Below are 17,112 nucleotides of genomic sequence, written 5' to 3'. Positions count from 1 at the left end.
GGCATGCAACCACTGGGAACTTCTGGAAAAACCGCGGGCAAGGGACTGAGCCTGCGTATGGGCGGCGTGGGGATGGCCATCATGTTGGTGGTGTTTTTGGTGGCTGTGGTCTTCGCGGCCAACGAAAACGACGTCGTCGGTTGGCTGGTGGTGATCATCTCCCTTGGGTGGCTGCTGATTTTCAGCTTCGTGGTGTTTACGGTGCGCTCTGCCGCACGCAAGGCGAGCGCCCGGATCGACGAGTTCAACAGGGCCGCCGGCGGGGGCATGGCGGGCGGAGGCCCGGCCGGTACAAGCGCCGCAATGAGGGATCAGAAGCTCGATCACAGCTTCAAGATCGTCCAGGTCCAGGCCCGCGTGATCCGCGATCATCTCGGCACGGACCAGGGCATGGTGGACCGTGCGCTGGAAACCATCGAGATCACTTCCCACAATGCCCGCAGCATGATGAAAAACGACGACGACGGTCCGGTTGAGGGCACTGTCGTCGACTAGCGCTCCGGTAAGGTTGATCGGGTGAGTTCGGCACAAACCCTGATAAGCAGCAAGCACCCAGAAGCCCTTCGTATTGCCACCGTGAACGTAAACGGAATCCGCGCAGCCTACCGACGGGGAATGCAGGAGTGGCTTGAGGACAGGGACATCGACATCCTGTGCCTCCAGGAGGTTCGTGCACCGGACAAGGTGGTGCGGGAGCTCCTTGGGGACTCCTGGCACATTCTGCACTCTGAGGCCGCGGCCAAGGGCCGTGCCGGCGTCGCCGTCGCTTCCCGTCTGGAGCCCACGGAGACCCGCGAGCACATCGGTGACGAGTACTTCGCCTCCGCTGGTCGCTGGGTGGAAGCTGATTTCGACCTGGACGGAACCACCCTCAGCGTGGTCAGCGCCTACGTGCACTCAGGGGAGGCGGACTCGCCGCAGCAGCAGGACAAGTACCGGTTCCTCGACCTGATGTCGGCGCGGCTCACCGAGCTGCGCGGCACCCGCGACCACGCCCTGGTGGTGGGAGACCTCAACGTCGGACACACCACCCGGGATATCCGGAACTGGAAGGGCAACCTGAAGAAGGCAGGCTTCCTGCCGGAGGAACGCGCCTACTTCGATCATTTCTTCAGCGATGCGGTGGGCTGGGTTGATGTCCACCGTGACCTTGCCGGGGACGTTGACGGCCCCTACACCTGGTGGTCCTGGCGCGGCAAGGCTTTCGACAACGACGCCGGCTGGCGCATCGACTACCACCTCGCCACCCCTGAACTGGCAACAGCCGCCACCACCGCCGTCGTCGATCGAGCCCACTCCTGGGAAGCGCGCTTTTCGGATCACGCGCCGCTCGTCGTCGACTACAAGCTCTTACAACCACAGGACTGATATGACCTCCTCCACAGCGACACGTCAGCGGGTTCTGTCCGGTATGCAGCCCTCGGGCAGTTCCCTCCACCTGGGCAACTACCTCGGAGCCCTCGTGCAGTGGGTTCGGATGCAGGACTCCTATGACGCGATCTACTTCATTCCCGACCTCCACGCCATTACCGTGCCGCAGGATCCGGCGGAGCTCGCTGAACGCACCAGGTTGACCGCCGCGCAGTACATTGCCGGCGGTGTGGATGTGGACAAGTGCACGCTCTTCGTGCAGTCACACGTGCCTGAACACGCGCAGCTGGCCTGGGTGCTGAACTGCATTACCGGGTTCGGCGAGGCCTCCCGCATGACCCAGTTCAAGGACAAGTCGCTCAAGCAGGGCACCGATTCCACGTCGGTAGGCCTGTTCACCTACCCCATCCTGCAGGCCGCGGACATCCTGCTGTACCAGCCGGAAGGCGTTCCCGTCGGTGAGGACCAGCGCCAGCATATTGAGTTGAGCCGGGACCTCGCGCAGCGCTTCAATACGCGATTCGGAGAGACGTTCGTGGTTCCCAAGCCGTTCATCCAGAAGGAGTCGGCCAAAATTTATGACCTGCAGAATCCGACCGCCAAGATGTCCAAGTCCGCAAGCTCCGCGGCGGGACTGATCAACATCATGGATGAACCGAAAGTCACCGCCAAGCGCATTAAATCGGCAGTGACGGATGACGGCACGGAAATTCGCTTCGATCGCGAGGAGAAGCCGGGCGTCTCCAACCTGCTCTCCATCTATTCACTGATGACGGGGAAGAGCCTGGAGGACGTCGTCGGGCATTTTGAGGGCCGGATGTACGGTCACCTGAAGGTGGAGCTTGCGGACGTGGTGGTTGATCGCCTTGAGCCTGTGCGGGCACGCGCGCTGGAGCTGCTCGGCGATCCGGGCGAGCTTGACCGGCTGCTCGCGGTAGGCGAGGAAAAGGCGCGGGAAATTGCGTCGGTTACGCTGGCAGATGTGTTCTCCAAAGTAGGTTTCCTCCCTGCGCGCGGACGCGGACCGGCGGGTGCCTTCTAGGATCATGAGCCACCCCCTCAGCGACACCGAGCAGCACCAACCGACCTACGTAGTGGGCCGGCGTGCTGTGGAGGGCAAGCTCGTGGGAGTGGTCATCGCCCTTCCGGAGCCCATTGCAGGCGAGCTCGAACGCTGGCGGGCCTCCTTCGGCGATCCGATGGCTGCTCTCGTCCCACCGCACATCACGCTGATCACCACCACCCCGGCCGCGGACTGGCCGTCGACCATCGCCCACGTGCGTGAGGTGGCCTCCGCGCAAAGTTCCTTCACGGTCACCCTGAAAAGCACCGGCACGTTCCGTCCGCTCACCCCTGTGGTCTTCATCAATGTCACCGAGGGTTTTGATTCCTGCGTTGACCTGCACCGGCGGCTACAGGCCGGGCCCCTCGCCCGCGACCTCGAGTACCCCTTCCACCCACACGTCACCGTGGCCCATGACGTAAGCGAAGCCAACATGGATTCGGCCGAGGTGCAGCTCGACGACTTCGAGGCATCCTTTACGGTACGTACCATGGGACTGTACGAGCACGACGTCACGGGCGTGTGGAAACTACGGGAAGAGCTCGCTTTTGGCCAGAACGCTACCGCCGGCGAAAAACCGGGCGCCTGATAACCCGTTCCCAACGGAGCGGATGAAGCTCAAGCTGAAGGTTCTGCAAGCCCGCCGCGATCTCGGCCGGGCCCGGCGGGAAAAGGGCGGGGGAGCACCCGTTCTTCTGGCCACCTTCCAGTATCTGCTGGCCAAGCTGAACGCTTTCCGTCCCATGCGGGCTTTCCAGCTCTACACCAGTCGCCACGGTCCGCTCATGGCCGCAGGGATCGCCTACAACATGTTTTTCGCCATTGCCGCATTACTGGTTGTTGGTTTCTCAATCGCAGGGCTGGTAGTCGCCGGGAACACCGAATTGCAACAGATGATCGTCCGTGCAGTGGACCGAACCACACCCGGGCTCATCGACACTGACGGGGAGGGCACCAGCAGCACCGGGTTCGCCACAACCGAAGAGCTCTTCGACCTGGAGTCCGGGCTCAGCCTCGCCCTGCTCATCTCAACGGTTGTCATGCTCTTCACGTCGCTGCGCTGGATCGGGGGCGTACGCGAGGGGATGCGCGGTATCTTCGACCTGCCCGCGGTCCAGGCGAATCCCATCCTGGTCAAGCTCAAGGACCTTGGGATTCTGCTTGTGCTTGCGGTGGCGCTCATCGTCACCACCGCTGTCGGGCTGATTGCCAATACCGTCCTGGATCTGGTCCTTCAATGGCTGGGCCTGGATAGTGCTGCCAAACCGTTGACGCAAATCGCAGGCACGACGGTCACGCTCCTGCTGGATACCCTCGTCGCAGTCATCCTGTTCCACTCGGCCTCCGCCATCCAGATGCCCCGGGCCGTCCTGTTTCAGTCTGCCCTCATCGCGGGAGTGGGCAGCACCGTCCTGCGGACCTTCAGCACCCTCCTGCTGGCCGGAGTGGACCGCAACCCGCTGCTCGCTCCCTTCGCCGTCATCATCGGGCTGTTTGTCTGGTTCTTCCTGCTGAGCCAGGTCTACCTGCTGGCAACGGCTTGGGGCGCCATCGGTGCGGCAGATGCCCAGTCCGCCCGCTCCCGCGCACGCGGCGGCCGCGCACGGTCCCTGCGCCAGCGCAGCAGGGCGGCGGCGGCTAAAACCTCGGAACTTTCGGGCACCTAAAGCGACTTGGCCGGCGTCGAAGTCGCCTGAGCTGCGCAAAACTTCCGGGAACGACGACGGCGCGGCCACCTTTCGGTAGCCGCGCCGTTTCGTCCGCAGTAGAAGCGCTTTTAGACCTTGCGGGACAGGATGGCCTGCTTGACCTCGGCGATCGCCTGCGTGACCTGAATGCCGCGCGGGCACGCCTCTGTGCAGTTGAAGGTGGTGCGGCAGCGCCACACACCTTCCTTGTCATTGAGGATCTCCAGACGCATGTCGCCGGCGTCGTCGCGTGAGTCAAAGATGAAGCGGTGTGCGTTGACGATGGCCGCCGGCCCGAAGTACTGGCCGTCTGTCCAGAAGACCGGGCAGGATGAAGTGCACGCTGCGCAGAGGATGCACTTGGTGGTGTCATCGAACCGCTCGCGCTCCTCCGACGACTGCAGGCGCTCCCGGGTTGGCTCGTGGCCGCGGTTGATGAGGAAGGGCATGATCTCGCGGTACGACTGGAAGAACGGTTCCATGTCGACAATGAGGTCCTTCTCCACCGGCAGGCCCTTGATCGGTTCGACCAGGATGGGCTTGGAGGTGTCCAAATCCTTCAGCAGGGTTTTGCACGCCAGCCTGTTGCGGCCGTTGATGCGCATGGCATCGGAACCGCAGACGCCGTGCGCGCAGGAACGGCGGAACGAAACGGTGCCGTCATGCTCCCACTTCACCTTGTGCAAAGCATCCAGGACGCGGTCCGTGCCGTACATGGTGAGCTTCCACTCGTCCCAGTGCGCGTCATCAGAGACCTCGGGGTTGTAACGCCGCACCTTGAGGGTGATGTCGAAGGTTGGAATCTCACCTCCGCCACCTACTCCGGGTGCCAGGTCAACCTTCGAGGCCGGTTCTTTTTCGACTGTTTCGGTGCTCATCAGTACTTACGCTCCATGGGCTGGTAACGGGTGAAGACTACCGGTTTGGTCTCAAGGCGTACCCCGCTGGTTTCAGTGGCGGAGGGATCCTTGTAGGCCATGGAATGGGTCATGAAATTCTCATCATCACGCTCGGGGTAGTCCTCGCGGAAGTGGCCGCCGCGGGATTCCTGGCGATGCAGGGCAGCTGCCGTCATGACCTTGGCCATATCCAGCAGGAACCCGAGCTCAACGGCTTCCAGCAGGTCAAGGTTGAAACGCTTGCCCTTGTCCTGGACAGTGACGCGGGTGTAGCGCTCCTCAAGTTTGTCAATGACCTCGAGGGCTTCCTTGAGGGTCTGTTCGGTACGGAACACCTGGACGTTGGCGTCCATGATGTCCTGCAGTTCCTGGCGGATCTGGGCAACGCGCTCGCCGCCCTCTGAGCTGCGCATGGTGTCCAGCAGACGCTCGGTCTCGACCAGCGGGTTGTCCGGGATCTCAACGAACTCGGCTGTGACGGCGTACTCAGCCGCGGCGATTCCCGCACGCTTGCCGAAGACGTTGATATCCAGCAGCGAGTTGGTCCCGAGGCGGTTGGAGCCGTGAACGGAAACGCAGGCAACCTCACCCGCGGCGTAGAGGCCGGGGACAACGGTGTCATTGTGCTGCAGAACCTCAGCCTTGATGTTGGTGGGGATACCGCCCATTGCATAGTGCGCGGTCGGGAACACGGGCACCGGCTCGGTGTACGGTTCCACGCCCAGGTAGGTACGGGCAAACTCCGTGATGTCCGGCAGCTTTGCGTCGATGTGCGCTGGTTCGAGGTGCGTCAGGTCCAGGAGGACGTAGTCCTTGTTGGGCCCGGCGCCGCGACCCTCGCGCACCTCGTTGGCCATGGAACGCGCCACGATGTCACGGGGTGCGAGGTCCTTGATGGTGGGAGCATACCGCTCCATGAAACGCTCACCCTCGGAGTTGCGAAGGATTGCGCCCTCGCCGCGGGCCGCCTCGGAGAGCAGGATCCCGAGCCCGGCCAGGCCGGTGGGGTGGAACTGGAAGAACTCCATGTCCTCCAGTGGGATACCGCGGCGGAAGGCAATGCCCATGCCGTCGCCGGTCAGCGTGTGCGCGTTGGAGGTGGTCTTGTAGACCTTGCCGACACCGCCGGTCGCGAAGACAACCGACTTGGCCTGGAAGACGTGCAGCTCACCGGTGGCGAGGTCATAGGAGACGACGCCGGCAACCCGCTTCCGGATGCGTGTTACGCCGTCTACGGTGAACTCCTCGTCCACCGTCAGCATGTCGAGTACGTAGTACTCATTGAAGAACTCGACGTTGTGCTTCACGCAGTTTTGGTACAGCGTCTGCAGGATCATGTGACCCGTGCGGTCAGCGGCGTAACAGGAGCGCCGGACAGGGGCCTTTCCGTGGTCCCGGGTGTGACCTCCGAAGCGGCGCTGGTCAATGCGGCCCTCGGGCGTGCGGTTGAACGGCAGGCCCATCTTCTCGAGGTCCAGCACGGCGTCGATTGCTTCCTTCGCCATGACCTCAGCGGCGTCCTGGTCAACCAGATAATCGCCGCCCTTCACGGTGTCGAAGGTGTGCCATTCCCAGTTGTCTTCCTCGACGTTGGCGAGGGCGGCGCACATGCCACCCTGCGCCGCACCCGTGTGTGAACGGGTGGGGTAGAGCTTGGTCAGTACAGCCGTCCTTGCGCGCTGGCCGGATTCAATCGCGGCGCGCATGCCGGCGCCACCTGCGCCCACAATAACGACGTCGTACTTATGGACCTGCATACTGTGCTCTTTCTGTTGAAACTGGTGGTGAAGCGGACCGCCCTGGTGCCTTGGCGACCAGCGGCCGAAAAATTACGGCGCCGGGCAGTAGTCGGCGACGTGCGGGACTCCGTTGACCACAGGGCACGGATCGAAGGTGAAGATCACGAGGGTGCCGAGCACAACGATGACGACCGTGGAGACGTACAGCACGTTCTTCAGCCAGAACCGGGTGGAGTCCTTTTCCGCGTAGTCATTGATGATGACGCGGACACCGTTGGTGCCGTGGAGCATGGCGAGCCAGAGCATGACGAGGTCCCAGACCTGCCACAGCGGATCCGCCCACTTGCCGGCGACGAAGCCGAAGTCAACGCCCTCAATGCCGTCTCCGGCGATGAGGCTGGTCCACAGGTGGACGAAGATCAGCACCACAAGGACCACACCCGAGAGCCGCATGAACAACCATGCGAACATCTCGAAGTTTCCCTTGGAACTGCCGCTGCGCCGGTACTGCGGTGAAATGCGTCCGGAACGGGGAGATTCAACGACGGGAGCAGCCATGGCTTAGTGACCTCCGAAAACAACGGCGAGATGGCGGATGGAGAAGGCGATCATGGTGACTGCCCAGAGCCCGACGACGGCCCACAGCATCTGGCGCTGGTACCGGGGGCCCTTCTTCCAGAAGTCCACCAGGACAACGCGGAGGCCATTGAACGCGTGGAAGACAATGGCGCCTACCAGTCCCAGTTCTCCGAGACCCATGATGGGATTCTTGTACGACTCGATAACGGCGTCATAGGCCTCGGGCGAAACCCGCACCAAAGAGGTGTCCAGCACATGCACGAGTAGAAAGAAAAAGATCACGACGCCGGTAATACGATGCGCAACCCAGGACCACTGGCCTTCACGGCCGCGGTAGAGGGTGCCTGCTGGTGTCTTCGACACTGAAAAACCTCCCTGTGTCGCAGGGGCGTTAGCGCGTCTTCAACGCTGGAATGTCGCCCCGCGAGAGCACTCTTTCCACAAGCCTAATCTAGGCCCGGCCGATGGGGTGTTCAATTTAGGCAGCCCTACGTTGTGACCTTGTTAACAGAGGGTTGTTACAAGTGATATGCGGGGCGGTTGAAGCGCTGTGTTCCCGCTGGGTTAATGTGGGAGCGATGAGTACTCATGAGCACAGCCCCCTGGACCGCTTCCACGGTGTAATCCCGGCAGGCGGAACCGGCACGCGGCTGTGGCCGCTGTCCCGTGCGGCCGCACCGAAATTCCTGCATGACCTGACCGGCTCCGGCAGCACCCTGATCCGGGCAACCTACGAGAGGCTGCAGCCGCTCAGCGGCAAGCGGATCATGGTCGTCACGGGCAAGGCGCACCGCAGGGCTGTGCGCGCGCAGCTGCCGGAGCTGAAGGACCCGGACCTCGTCCTGGAGAGTGAGCCAAAGGATTCGGCCGCCGCGATCGGCCTGGCCGCGGCAATTCTCTATCACCGGGATCCGGAAATCATCATGGGCTCCTTCGCAGCGGACGCAGTGATCGCGCCCGCCGAAGATTTCCAGGCAGCGGTCCGCGAAGCCGTCCATACCGCTGCTGAGGGCTACATCGTGACCATCGGGATCCTGCCTACCCATCCATCCACGGGGTTCGGCTATATCCGGGCCGGAGAGCCGCTGAAGATCGACGCGGCGCCGAGTGCCCATTCGGTGATCGAGTTCGTGGAGAAGCCCTCGGTGGCAGTTGCCCGGGAGTACATCGACAGCGGTAAGTACAGCTGGAACGCGGGCATGTTCGTGGCTCCGGTGGCGCTCATGCTCAAGCACTTAGAAGCGAATGAGCCCGTGCTCTACGCCGGCCTCATGGAAATCGCCGCCGCGTGGGACACCCGGTCCCGCAACGAAGTTGCAGCCCGCGTCTGGCCCACCCTGCCGAAGATCGCGATCGACTACGCCGTTGCCGAACCCGCTGCAGCGGCCGGAGATGTAGCCATGATTCCCGGCAATTTCAGCTGGGATGACGTCGGTGACTTCGCCGCGATCGGCCGCCTCAACCCGGCCATGGAGAACAGTGAACTCACCGTCATGGGAGAGGGTGCACGTGTCTTCTCTGAGAACGCGTCGGGAATTGTGGTGTCGGATACCAAGCGTGTGATCGCGCTGATCGGAATTGACGACGTCGTTATTGTGGACACTCCCGACGCACTTCTGGTGACAACCAAGGAACACGCGCAGGAAGTGAAGAAGGCGGTGGAGTCGTTGCGCGCCAGCGGTGACGTCGACGTCCTCTGACTGCACGCTTCGGACGGTCGCGGTCAACGGAGCTGCGAGTCGCTCAATGACGCGGGGTTGAAGCGGCTGTCCGCAGGTTCGTTACGCTGGTGAAGTGCAGAAAACTTCCACTGAAGCTCCCGTAGTCCCACACATCGGTGTGTGGACCGCTCCGATGCTGGATGAGCTGACGGGGTTTCGGCGCGATCTCCACAACCATCCGGAACTGTCCCACAAGGAGTACCGCACCACTGACCGGCTCGTTGAGCGGCTGGAGGCGGCCGGACTGAGGCCGCAACGCCTCGAGGAAACTGGCCTGTACGTGGACATCGGTGAAGGTGACATCCGGATCGGCCTGCGGGCAGACATCGACGCCCTGCCCATTCTTGAGGAGACCGGGCTGCCCTACGCCTCTGGCTCGACGGGCATCGCCCACTCGTGCGGCCATGACATCCACACCACCGTCATGCTGGGGGTTGCGTTGGTGCTGGCGAAGATCGACGCGGAAACTCCGCTGGGCGGCCGGGTGCGGGTGATCTTTCAACCCGCTGAAGAGACCATGCCGGGTGGAGCCCTGGACGTGATCGCCCAGGGAGTCCTCTCCGAAGTTCCCCGGATTCTTGCGCTGCACTGCGATCCGCGTATTGACGTCGGACTGGTGGGAACCCGCATCGGCGCCATCACCTCGGCGTCGGATACCGTCCGCGTGGAGCTCAGCGGACGCGGCGGGCACACGTCCCGGCCGCATCTCACCGAGGACCTCGTCTTCGCCCTCGCGCATATCGCGGCCAATGTCCCGGCCGTCCTGTCCCGGCGTATCGATGTGCGCAGCGCCGTCTCAGTGGTGTGGGGCCAGATGCACGCCGGCTCCGCTCCCAACGCCATCCCGGCGCACGGCTTCATGTCCGGCACCATGCGGTGCCTCGACGGCGAGGCCTGGGAAGCGGCGGGCGACCTCATGGATGAAACCGTGCGGCAACTCGCTGCTCCGTTCGGGGTGGATGTGAAGATCGAACACACCAGGGGAGTCCCGCCCGTGGTGAACACGGAGGCGGAGACCGGGCTGATCGAGGCAGCCGCCCGCGCGGAACTCGGCCCCGATTCAGTGGTCCTCACCCCGCAGTCAATGGGCGGGGAGGATTTCGCCTGGATGACCCAGAAGGTGCCCGGGGCCATGATGCGCCTCGGCACCCGCACCCCGGGCGGCGAAACCTATGATCTGCACCGCGGGGATTACCGGCCTGATGAGCAGGCGATCGGCTGCGGCGTGCGCGTCATGGCAGCTGCCGCCATGCGGGCAGTCCTCGGTCTCCGGCACTAGTCTTCGGCGCTAGTCGGCCAAGCCCGGGAATCGGGCCCGGGAATTCACACGGGCCCGCTGCGGTTGCCACCTAGCGTGAGCAGCTCCAACAGTCCCCGCGTGCCCCTGTCCGTCCTCGACCTCGCTACCGTCGGATCCGGTCGTTCCAGTTCCGATGCCCTTGCCGACAGCACGAGGCTTGCCCAGGCCGCAGACCGTCTGGGACTGACCCGTTTCTGGGTGGCCGAGCACCACAACATGCCGTCCGTCGCCTCAACGAGCCCTTCGGTGCTGATTGCGCACCTTGCAGCGAAGACGTCGCAGATCCGGCTGGGGTCAGGCGGCGTCATGCTGCCGAACCATGCGCCCTTCGTGGTCGCAGAGCAGTTCGCGCTGCTGGAGGCACTGCACCCCGGCAGGATCGACCTCGGCATCGGCCGGGCACCGGGTACGGACCAGATGACAGCCATGGCCCTGCGCCGCCAGACCGACGGGCTCGGCGTCGAAGAGTTCCCCCAGCACGTCCTCGAAGTCCTCGCGCTCCTGGGTGACAACCGGACGCCTGACCGTGGAATGCGGCTGGCGGCCACGCCGGCGGCGTCGTCCTTCCCCGATGTGTGGCTGCTCGGCTCGAGCGGCTACTCCGCGCAGCTGGCGGGGATGCTCGGCCTGCGCTACAGCTACGCCCACCACTTTGGCAATGAGGACCCGGCCGCGGTCATGCGCCTCTACCGCTCCAACTTCCAACCCTCGCCCGCCCTCGCGGAGCCGTACGCAATGCTGGCCACGTCGGCGCTGACGGCCGCCACCGCGGAAGAAGCCGAATACCTTGCGGGACCGGCGAGGGTGATGGCGCTGTCGCTGCGTTCCGGCCGGCCGGCGCCGATCGTACCGCCCCAGGAGGCCGCCGAACGCACCTTCACGGACCAGGAGCAAATGATGCTCGATCACCTGCCCGCAATCAAGGCGGTCGGGACTGTCCAGCAGGTGACCGCGCGCCTGGAGGAGCTGGTGGAACTCACGGGAGTCCAGGAACTCATGATCACCGGAACAACCTACGACGTCGACTCCCGCATTGATTCCCTCACTTCCATTGCGGAGGTGTGGGGCAGGGTGCCGGCGCAAGCTCCAGCCGCCGGATAGGTCTACCTACCCGTTGGTAACAAAACTTGAACAATGTAGAAACCGGGCGGCGCTTTGGTAGTGTGCCCGGTCACTCCGCGTTAGAGTAAGCTTCATCATCGAGTCCCGAATTTGAGGCGGGACCGGCGCCACGAACATCAATGAAAACAGAGCTTGTATCCCCGCTTCAGGGCAGTGCAGACGGACACTCATTGATCTCTTGTTCGTGGGCTTACTTCTTATCGGAGGAACATTGAAGAATTCACGGAGCTTGATTCAGCGCCGCACCGGCATGTCCGTTGCAGCACTGGGGGCTGCGGCCCTTCTCCTGGCCGGCTGCGGCGCGCCGCCGGCCGAGACCGAAGGTGGCGGATCCGATCCCGCGGCCGAGGCAACCGACTACACCGGCTGCATCGTTTCCGACTCGGGCGGATTCGACGATCAGTCGTTCAACCAGTCCAGCTACGAGGGCATCAAGGCCGCCGAAGAATCGCTGGGCATCGAGATTCAGCAGGCAGAGTCGCAGGCTGAGACCGACTTCACTCCCAACGTGAACTCCATGGTCACCTCGGGTTGCGACATGATCGTCACGGTCGGTTTCCTGCTGTCTGCCACCACTGCCGAGGCAGCGGAAGCAAACCCGGAGACCAACTTCGCCATCGTTGACGACAACCAGATCGACCTGCCGAACGTCAAGCCGATCATCTACGACACGGCGCAGGCCGCGTTCATGGCTGGCTACCTGGCCGCGGGTACCTCCGAGACCGGCAAGGTTGCCACCTACGGCGGTATCCAGATCCCCACCGTGACCATCTTCATGGACGGGTTTGCTGAAGGTGTTGCTTACTACAACGAGCAGAAGGACGCCGACGTCCAGCTCCTCGGCTGGGACAAGGAAGCACAGACCGGCACGTTCATCGGTGACTTCTCCAACCAGGCTGCAGGCAAGACCAACACGCAGAACTTCATCAACGAGGGCGCGGACATCATCATGCCGGTGGCCGGACCCGTGGGCCTCGGCACCATCGAGGCCGTTGAGGAAGCCAACGCAGACGGCGGCAGCAACAAGGTGATCTGGGTTGACTCGGACGGCTTCGAGACCGTTGAAAGCGGCACCGAGTACATCCTCAGCTCCGTCATGAAGCTCATGGGCGAAGCAGTGGAGCAGGTCATCACCGAAGACGTCAACGGCAACTTCAGCAACGAGCCGTACGTCGGCACCCTGGAGAACGGCGGCGTTGCACTTGCCCCGTTCCACGACCAGGAGGAAGCCGTCTCCGACGAGATGAAGGCTGAACTTGAGGAGATTAAGGCAGGCATCATCTCCGGCGAGATCACGGTCGAGTCCGAGGCAAGCCCCCAGTAACACCGCTCGAAAACGCGCCGCCCGCTCCCAGGATGGTTCTTGTGGTCCTGCAAGGAGCGGGCGGCGCGTTCGCGTTACGGTTGAATTGATTCTGCATGCTGGCGCCGGCGGACGGGACGAGGTGTTTCCTCACCGTCGCTGCCCAGCTCCCACAAAGGACAGGTTGGTTGGGGTTGTGAAGCTCGAACTGCAGGGAATCACCAAACGGTTTGGCTCCCTTGTTGCCAATGACAATATCGATCTGGTGGTGAACCCCGGCCAGGTGCATTGCCTCCTCGGCGAGAACGGTGCCGGCAAGTCGACCCTCATGAACGTCCTCTACGGACTGTATGAACCCAGTGACGGGCGCATCCTGGTGGACGGAAAGCCGGTCACCTTCCGCGGGCCGGGTGATGCCATGGCCGCCGGTATCGGCATGGTGCATCAGCACTTCATGCTTATCCCGGTCTTCACGGTCGCCGAGAACGTGGCGCTGGGCGATGAGCACACCAAGGCCGGCGGCATCCTCGACCTCGACAAGACCCGCGCACGCATCCGCGAGATCTCCGACCGCTACGGATTCGACGTTGATCCCGATGCCCTCGTCGAAGACCTCCCCGTGGGCGTGCAGCAGCGGGTGGAGATCATCAAGGCATTGGTCCGCAAGGCGGAGGTGCTGATCCTGGATGAGCCCACTGCCGTGCTCACTCCCCAGGAAACCGACGAACTGATCCAGATCATCGAGGAGCTGAAGGCGGGAGGCACGGCCATCGTGTTCATCTCGCACAAGCTGCGTGAAGTGAAGGCAGTCTCCGATGTCATTACGGTGATCCGCAGGGGCGCCGTCGTCGGAACGGTTGAACCCACCGCCAGCACCGGAGAACTGGCCACGATGATGGTGGGCAGGCAGGTCAGTCTCAACCTCAACAAAGCGCCCGCCAAGCCCGGTGAAACCACTTTCACCGTGCGCAACCTCACCGTTCCCGGGCCCGGTGGGCAAAATCTGCTGGACAACGTCAGCTTCGAGATTTCACAGGGCGAGATCCTGGCAGTCGCCGGCGTGCAGGGAAATGGCCAGACGGAGCTCACGGAAGCGATCCTCGGGCTGCACCCGCATGCCTCGGGATCCATTCAGCTCAACGGCAAGGAACTGCTCGGAATGAAGGTCAAGGACATCATCCGCGAAGGCGTGGGTTTTGTTCCTGAAGACCGCAAGGTGGACGGCCTGGTGGGCAGTTTCTCGATCGCCGAGAACATGATCCTGAACTGGTACAACGAGCCGCCCTTCGCCAAGGGACTGGCCATGAAACCGTCAGTGGTCCTCAAGAATGCCCGGGAAAAAGTCGCGGAGTTCGACGTGCGGACCCAGAGCGCCGAAGCGCCCGTCAGCACGCTCTCCGGCGGCAACCAGCAGAAGGTGGTTCTGGCCCGGGAACTGTCACGGCCGCTGAACCTCTTTATTGCCTCCCAGCCCACGCGCGGCGTGGACGTCGGCTCGATCGAATTCCTGCACAAACGCATCGTGACAGAGCGCGACAGCGGCACACCGGTGATGATCGTATCCACCGAACTCGATGAAATCAGTGAACTTGCGGACCGCATTGCGGTCCTGCACGGAGGAGAACTTATGGGCGTGGTGCCCGGCGACACGTCGCGCGACGTGCTCGGACTCATGATGGCCGGGATGACGGCCGAAGAGGCCCTGGGACAGGGCCAGCACCGGGGAACCGGGGAGGAAGACCGATGAGCGCCGCGAACAGGGGTACCGAAGCCGGGGCCGAGGACACTGCTGCGCCGCCGCCGGCACCGGGCACCGGTGATACAACGCCGGCACCCGAGGACTCCGAGGACCGCGGCCGCGGAATTCTGAAGAGCATTGTCACCGGCTCCTCGCTCGTGGCGATTCTCGCCGTCGTGCTGTCGATCGTCCTCGGCGGGATTCTCATCGCGCTGACGGACGAGGACGTCGCCGCAGCTGCGTCGTACTTCTTCACCCGGCCTACTGACACCCTCGTGGCAGCCTGGGAAGCGGCAAGCAGCGCGTACGTGGCGCTGTTCCAGGGTGCGGTGTTCAACCCGCGCGCCGATTCCCTTGCCCTGATGTTCCGCCCGCTCACGGAGACCTTCACCGTGGCAACGCCGCTCATCCTCGCGGGCCTTGGCGTGGCGGTCGCCTTCCGTGCCGGGCTGTTCAACATCGGTGCACAGGGGCAGATCATCCTCGGCGCCATGTTTGCCGGCTGGATCGGATTCTCCTGGCACCTGCCCTTCGGCCTGCATCTGGTCTTCGTTGTCCTCGCTGGGTTCGTGGGCGGCGCCCTCTGGGGGTTCATTCCCGGCATCCTCAAGGCGCGCACCGGTGCGCACGAGGTCATTGTGACCATCATGCTGAACTACATCGCCATCTACCTGGTCGGATATCTGCTGACCACCCCGTCCTTCCAGAATCCGGGATCGGCTAACCCGATCAGCCCGCGGTTGGACGAAACGGCGCTGTTCCCCCAGATCCTCGGTCCGCAGTTCCGCCTGCACCTCGGTTTCCTGGTGGCGATCGCTGCAACTTACGGCGTCTGGTGGCTGCTGAACCGGTCCACCGTCGGCTTCGAACTCCGCGCCGTGGGCGCCAACCCGTTCGCTGCGCGCACCGCGGGCATCAGCGTGACCAAAGGCTACGTCGTCGTCATGATGCTTGCCGGCGGTCTCGCCGGCCTGGCCGGAGTTGCGCAGGTGGCAGGAACCGAGCAGGTGCTGACCAGCGGTATTGCGGCGAGCTTCGGGTTCGATGCGATTACCGTTGCGCTGCTGGGCAGATCCCATCCGTGGGGTGTGTTCTTCGCGGGCGTGCTGTTCGGTGCGTTCCGTGCGGGAGGCGTGCAGATGCAGACCCTCACCGGCACGCCGATCGACATTGTCCTCGTGGTGCAGTCACTCATTGTCCTTTTCATCGCCGCGCCGCCGCTGGTCAAGGCGATCTTCCGGATTGACCGGAAGGAAAAGCCGTCCCGCAAGAACCAGAAGGCGACCACATCCGGAGGTGCAGCATGAGCATCGCAGCATCGGTGACTGATTCACGGGTCACGGGATCATCGACCAGGAGCTGGAAGGCGCCGATCGGATTCGGTGTCGGAGCCCTTTTGGCGTTGTTCGTCTTCGCACTCGGCGGGCCGGCGACCACCGCTGTCTTCCGGGTCTCGGATGATTCCGACCGCTTCCGTCTCGCGGACATCGCGCTGCCGGCGAACGTGGTCGGCTGGGTTGTGGCCATCGCCCTCATCGCAATCACGGTCTACTCATACCTGCAGGTGCGCCGCGGCGCGAGCATCAACCGCTGGGCCGGCATCGCCTACGCGTTCCTCTTCGTGGTCGGATTCCTTACCTGGGTGGTGGGGATTGCTGATCGCCCAACCATCTCCCTAGCGGGCCTGGTGGCAGGATCAGTGACGCTGGCCATCCCGCTGATCTTCGGATCGCTGTCCGGGGTACTGTGCGAGCGCGTCGGTGTCGTCAACATCGCGATCGAGGGCCAGCTGCTCTCCGGAGCGTTTGCCGCAGCCGTTGCCGCATCGGTGTCCGGCAGCGTCTACGTGGGACTGATCGCCGCCGCCTTCGCCGGCGTCCTGGTCTCGCTGATCCTCGCGATCTTCAGCATCAAGTACCTGGTGAACCAGATCATTGTCGGCGTGGTTCTGAACGTGCTGGTTTCCGGACTGACCGGCTTCCTCGCTTCCACGCTCCTGAGCCGTGACTCGGCAACGTTCAACTCCCCGCCGAGCCTGCCGGACATCCGCATCCCGCTGCTTGCGGACATTCCGGTCATCGGGCCGATCCTGTTCCAGCAGACCATCGTCGGCTACTTCATGTACGCCGCCGTCATTATCATCTGGCTCGGGCTGTACCGCACCAAGTGGGGGCTGCGCGTACGGGCCGTGGGCGAGCACCCGCAGGCCGCGGACACCATGGGCATCAAGGTCAACGCCACGCGGTTCTGGAATGTCCTCCTGGGCGGTGCTGTTGCCGGGTTCGGAGGTGCGTTCTTCACGCTGGTTTCGGTGAGCACGTTCACCCGGGACATGACCGCGGGTCAGGGCTATATTGCCCTCGCCGCGCTCATCTTCGGACGCTGGAACCCGATCGGCGCGTTCTTCGCGGCCCTGCTGTTCGGCTTCGCGACCAACCTGCGCTTTGTCCTGTCCATCATCGGGACGGACGTCCCGAGCCAGTTCCTGGCCATGCTGCCGTATATCGTGACCATCCTGGCGGTCGCAGGCCTGGTGGGGCGGTCCCGCCCGCCGGCAGCCGGCGGCATCCCCTACGTCAAGGAGTAGAG

Annotated in this window: 16 protein-coding genes; 12 read left to right on the top strand and 4 right to left on the bottom strand. The window is 63.6% G+C overall.

What is annotated here, in order from left to right:
- Positions 1 to 3 precede the first annotated feature (3 nt).
- The 5 genes from ABFX19_RS12670 to ABFX19_RS12650 are packed head-to-tail and all read left to right on the top strand — an operon-like array spanning position 4 to position 4,101.
- Positions 4 to 495 carry a hypothetical protein gene (locus tag ABFX19_RS12670; protein WP_277358188.1) on the top strand — a complete coding sequence of 164 codons (492 nt, stop codon included), beginning with the start codon at positions 4 to 6 and terminating at the stop codon, positions 493 to 495.
- A gap of 21 nt (positions 496 to 516) precedes the next feature.
- Positions 517 to 1,368 carry an exodeoxyribonuclease III gene (locus tag ABFX19_RS12665; RefSeq protein ID WP_277358187.1) on the top strand — a complete coding sequence of 284 codons (852 nt, stop codon included), beginning with the start codon at positions 517 to 519 and terminating at the stop codon, positions 1,366 to 1,368.
- Between the two features lies 1 nt (position 1,369).
- Positions 1,370 to 2,413 carry a tryptophan--tRNA ligase gene (gene trpS / locus ABFX19_RS12660; RefSeq protein WP_277358186.1) on the top strand — a complete coding sequence of 348 codons (1,044 nt, stop codon included), beginning with the start codon at positions 1,370 to 1,372 and terminating at the stop codon, positions 2,411 to 2,413.
- Positions 2,414 to 2,417: 4 nt separating this feature from the next.
- Positions 2,418 to 3,023 carry a 2'-5' RNA ligase family protein gene (locus ABFX19_RS12655; RefSeq protein ID WP_277358185.1) on the top strand — a complete coding sequence of 202 codons (606 nt, stop codon included), beginning with the start codon at positions 2,418 to 2,420 and terminating at the stop codon, positions 3,021 to 3,023.
- A gap of 22 nt (positions 3,024 to 3,045) precedes the next feature.
- Positions 3,046 to 4,101, top strand: a complete 1,056-nt coding sequence (locus ABFX19_RS12650) for a YihY/virulence factor BrkB family protein (RefSeq protein ID WP_346028477.1) — start codon at positions 3,046 to 3,048, stop codon at positions 4,099 to 4,101.
- A 110-nt stretch (positions 4,102 to 4,211) separates the two neighbouring features.
- On the opposite strand, the gene ABFX19_RS12645 is transcribed toward ABFX19_RS12650, so the two are convergent.
- From ABFX19_RS12645 to sdhC, 4 genes are all read right to left on the bottom strand, one after another.
- Positions 4,212 to 5,000: a succinate dehydrogenase iron-sulfur subunit gene (locus tag ABFX19_RS12645; RefSeq protein ID WP_056548921.1), complete on the bottom strand. Its 789-nt coding sequence runs from the start codon at positions 4,998 to 5,000 to the stop codon at positions 4,212 to 4,214.
- Complete coding sequence (gene sdhA, locus ABFX19_RS12640) at positions 5,000 to 6,778, bottom strand: succinate dehydrogenase flavoprotein subunit (protein WP_346028476.1); 1,779 nt, start codon at positions 6,776 to 6,778, stop codon at positions 5,000 to 5,002. The genes ABFX19_RS12645 and sdhA overlap by 1 nt, the downstream gene beginning before the upstream one ends.
- Before the next feature lie 72 nt (positions 6,779 to 6,850).
- Positions 6,851 to 7,318: a succinate dehydrogenase hydrophobic membrane anchor subunit gene (locus ABFX19_RS12635; protein ID WP_277358183.1), complete on the bottom strand. Its 468-nt coding sequence runs from the start codon at positions 7,316 to 7,318 to the stop codon at positions 6,851 to 6,853.
- Between the two features lie 3 nt (positions 7,319 to 7,321).
- Positions 7,322 to 7,702 (bottom strand): succinate dehydrogenase, cytochrome b556 subunit, encoded by a 381-nt coding sequence (gene sdhC, locus ABFX19_RS12630; RefSeq protein WP_056548914.1) that lies wholly within the window; start codon positions 7,700 to 7,702, stop codon positions 7,322 to 7,324.
- A 215-nt stretch (positions 7,703 to 7,917) separates the two neighbouring features.
- Between sdhC and ABFX19_RS12625 the strand changes: the two genes are divergently transcribed.
- The 7 genes from ABFX19_RS12625 (at position 7,918) to ABFX19_RS12595 (ending at position 17,110) form a co-directional block, all read left to right on the top strand.
- On the top strand, positions 7,918 to 9,039 hold the full coding sequence (locus ABFX19_RS12625; RefSeq protein WP_277358182.1) for a mannose-1-phosphate guanylyltransferase: 1,122 nt from the start codon (positions 7,918 to 7,920) through the stop codon (positions 9,037 to 9,039).
- A 154-nt stretch (positions 9,040 to 9,193) separates the two neighbouring features.
- A complete protein-coding gene (locus tag ABFX19_RS12620; protein WP_277358229.1) occupies positions 9,194 to 10,339 on the top strand; it encodes an amidohydrolase in 1,146 nt (381 codons plus the stop codon).
- A 99-nt stretch (positions 10,340 to 10,438) separates the two neighbouring features.
- A complete protein-coding gene (locus tag ABFX19_RS12615; RefSeq protein ID WP_346028475.1) occupies positions 10,439 to 11,461 on the top strand; it encodes an LLM class flavin-dependent oxidoreductase in 1,023 nt (340 codons plus the stop codon).
- Positions 11,462 to 11,732: 271 nt separating this feature from the next.
- Positions 11,733 to 12,806: a BMP family lipoprotein gene (locus ABFX19_RS12610; protein ID WP_428831052.1), complete on the top strand. Its 1,074-nt coding sequence runs from the start codon at positions 11,733 to 11,735 to the stop codon at positions 12,804 to 12,806.
- Positions 12,807 to 12,981: 175 nt separating this feature from the next.
- The gene (locus ABFX19_RS12605; RefSeq protein WP_346028473.1) at positions 12,982 to 14,532 is read left to right on the top strand and encodes an ABC transporter ATP-binding protein; all 1,551 of its coding nucleotides are present in this window, start codon (positions 12,982 to 12,984) and stop codon (positions 14,530 to 14,532) included.
- Positions 14,529 to 15,830: an ABC transporter permease gene (locus tag ABFX19_RS12600; protein WP_277358178.1), complete on the top strand. Its 1,302-nt coding sequence runs from the start codon at positions 14,529 to 14,531 to the stop codon at positions 15,828 to 15,830. Before ABFX19_RS12605 ends, ABFX19_RS12600 begins: the two co-directional genes overlap by 4 nt.
- A complete protein-coding gene (locus ABFX19_RS12595; protein WP_277358177.1) occupies positions 15,827 to 17,110 on the top strand; it encodes an ABC transporter permease in 1,284 nt (427 codons plus the stop codon). Before ABFX19_RS12600 ends, ABFX19_RS12595 begins: the two co-directional genes overlap by 4 nt.
- Positions 17,111 to 17,112: the final 2 nt, after the last annotated feature.

The sequence above is a fragment of the Arthrobacter parietis genome, assembly GCF_039530425.1.
GTDB lineage: Bacteria > Actinomycetota > Actinomycetes > Actinomycetales > Micrococcaceae > Arthrobacter_D > Arthrobacter_D parietis.
This window is presented reverse-complemented; position numbering and strand designations above follow the sequence as displayed.

Coding starts and splice junctions, on each gene's coding strand:
- ABFX19_RS12670 (WP_277358188.1), top strand. CDS start 4: ATGCAACCACTGGGAACTTCTGGAAAAACCGCGGGCAAGGGACTGAGC.
- trpS (WP_277358186.1), top strand. CDS start 1,370: ATGACCTCCTCCACAGCGACACGTCAGCGGGTTCTGTCCGGTATGCAG.
- ABFX19_RS12655 (WP_277358185.1), top strand. CDS start 2,418: ATGAGCCACCCCCTCAGCGACACCGAGCAGCACCAACCGACCTACGTA.
- ABFX19_RS12650 (WP_346028477.1), top strand. CDS start 3,046: ATGAAGCTCAAGCTGAAGGTTCTGCAAGCCCGCCGCGATCTCGGCCGG.
- ABFX19_RS12645 (WP_056548921.1), bottom strand. CDS start 5,000: ATGAGCACCGAAACAGTCGAAAAAGAACCGGCCTCGAAGGTTGACCTG.
- sdhA (WP_346028476.1), bottom strand. CDS start 6,778: ATGCAGGTCCATAAGTACGACGTCGTTATTGTGGGCGCAGGTGGCGCC.
- ABFX19_RS12635 (WP_277358183.1), bottom strand. CDS start 7,318: ATGGCTGCTCCCGTCGTTGAATCTCCCCGTTCCGGACGCATTTCACCG.
- ABFX19_RS12625 (WP_277358182.1), top strand. CDS start 7,918: ATGAGTACTCATGAGCACAGCCCCCTGGACCGCTTCCACGGTGTAATC.
- ABFX19_RS12620 (WP_277358229.1), top strand. CDS start 9,194: ATGCTGGATGAGCTGACGGGGTTTCGGCGCGATCTCCACAACCATCCG.
- ABFX19_RS12610 (WP_428831052.1), top strand. CDS start 11,733: ATGTCCGTTGCAGCACTGGGGGCTGCGGCCCTTCTCCTGGCCGGCTGC.
- ABFX19_RS12600 (WP_277358178.1), top strand. CDS start 14,529: ATGAGCGCCGCGAACAGGGGTACCGAAGCCGGGGCCGAGGACACTGCT.
- ABFX19_RS12595 (WP_277358177.1), top strand. CDS start 15,827: ATGAGCATCGCAGCATCGGTGACTGATTCACGGGTCACGGGATCATCG.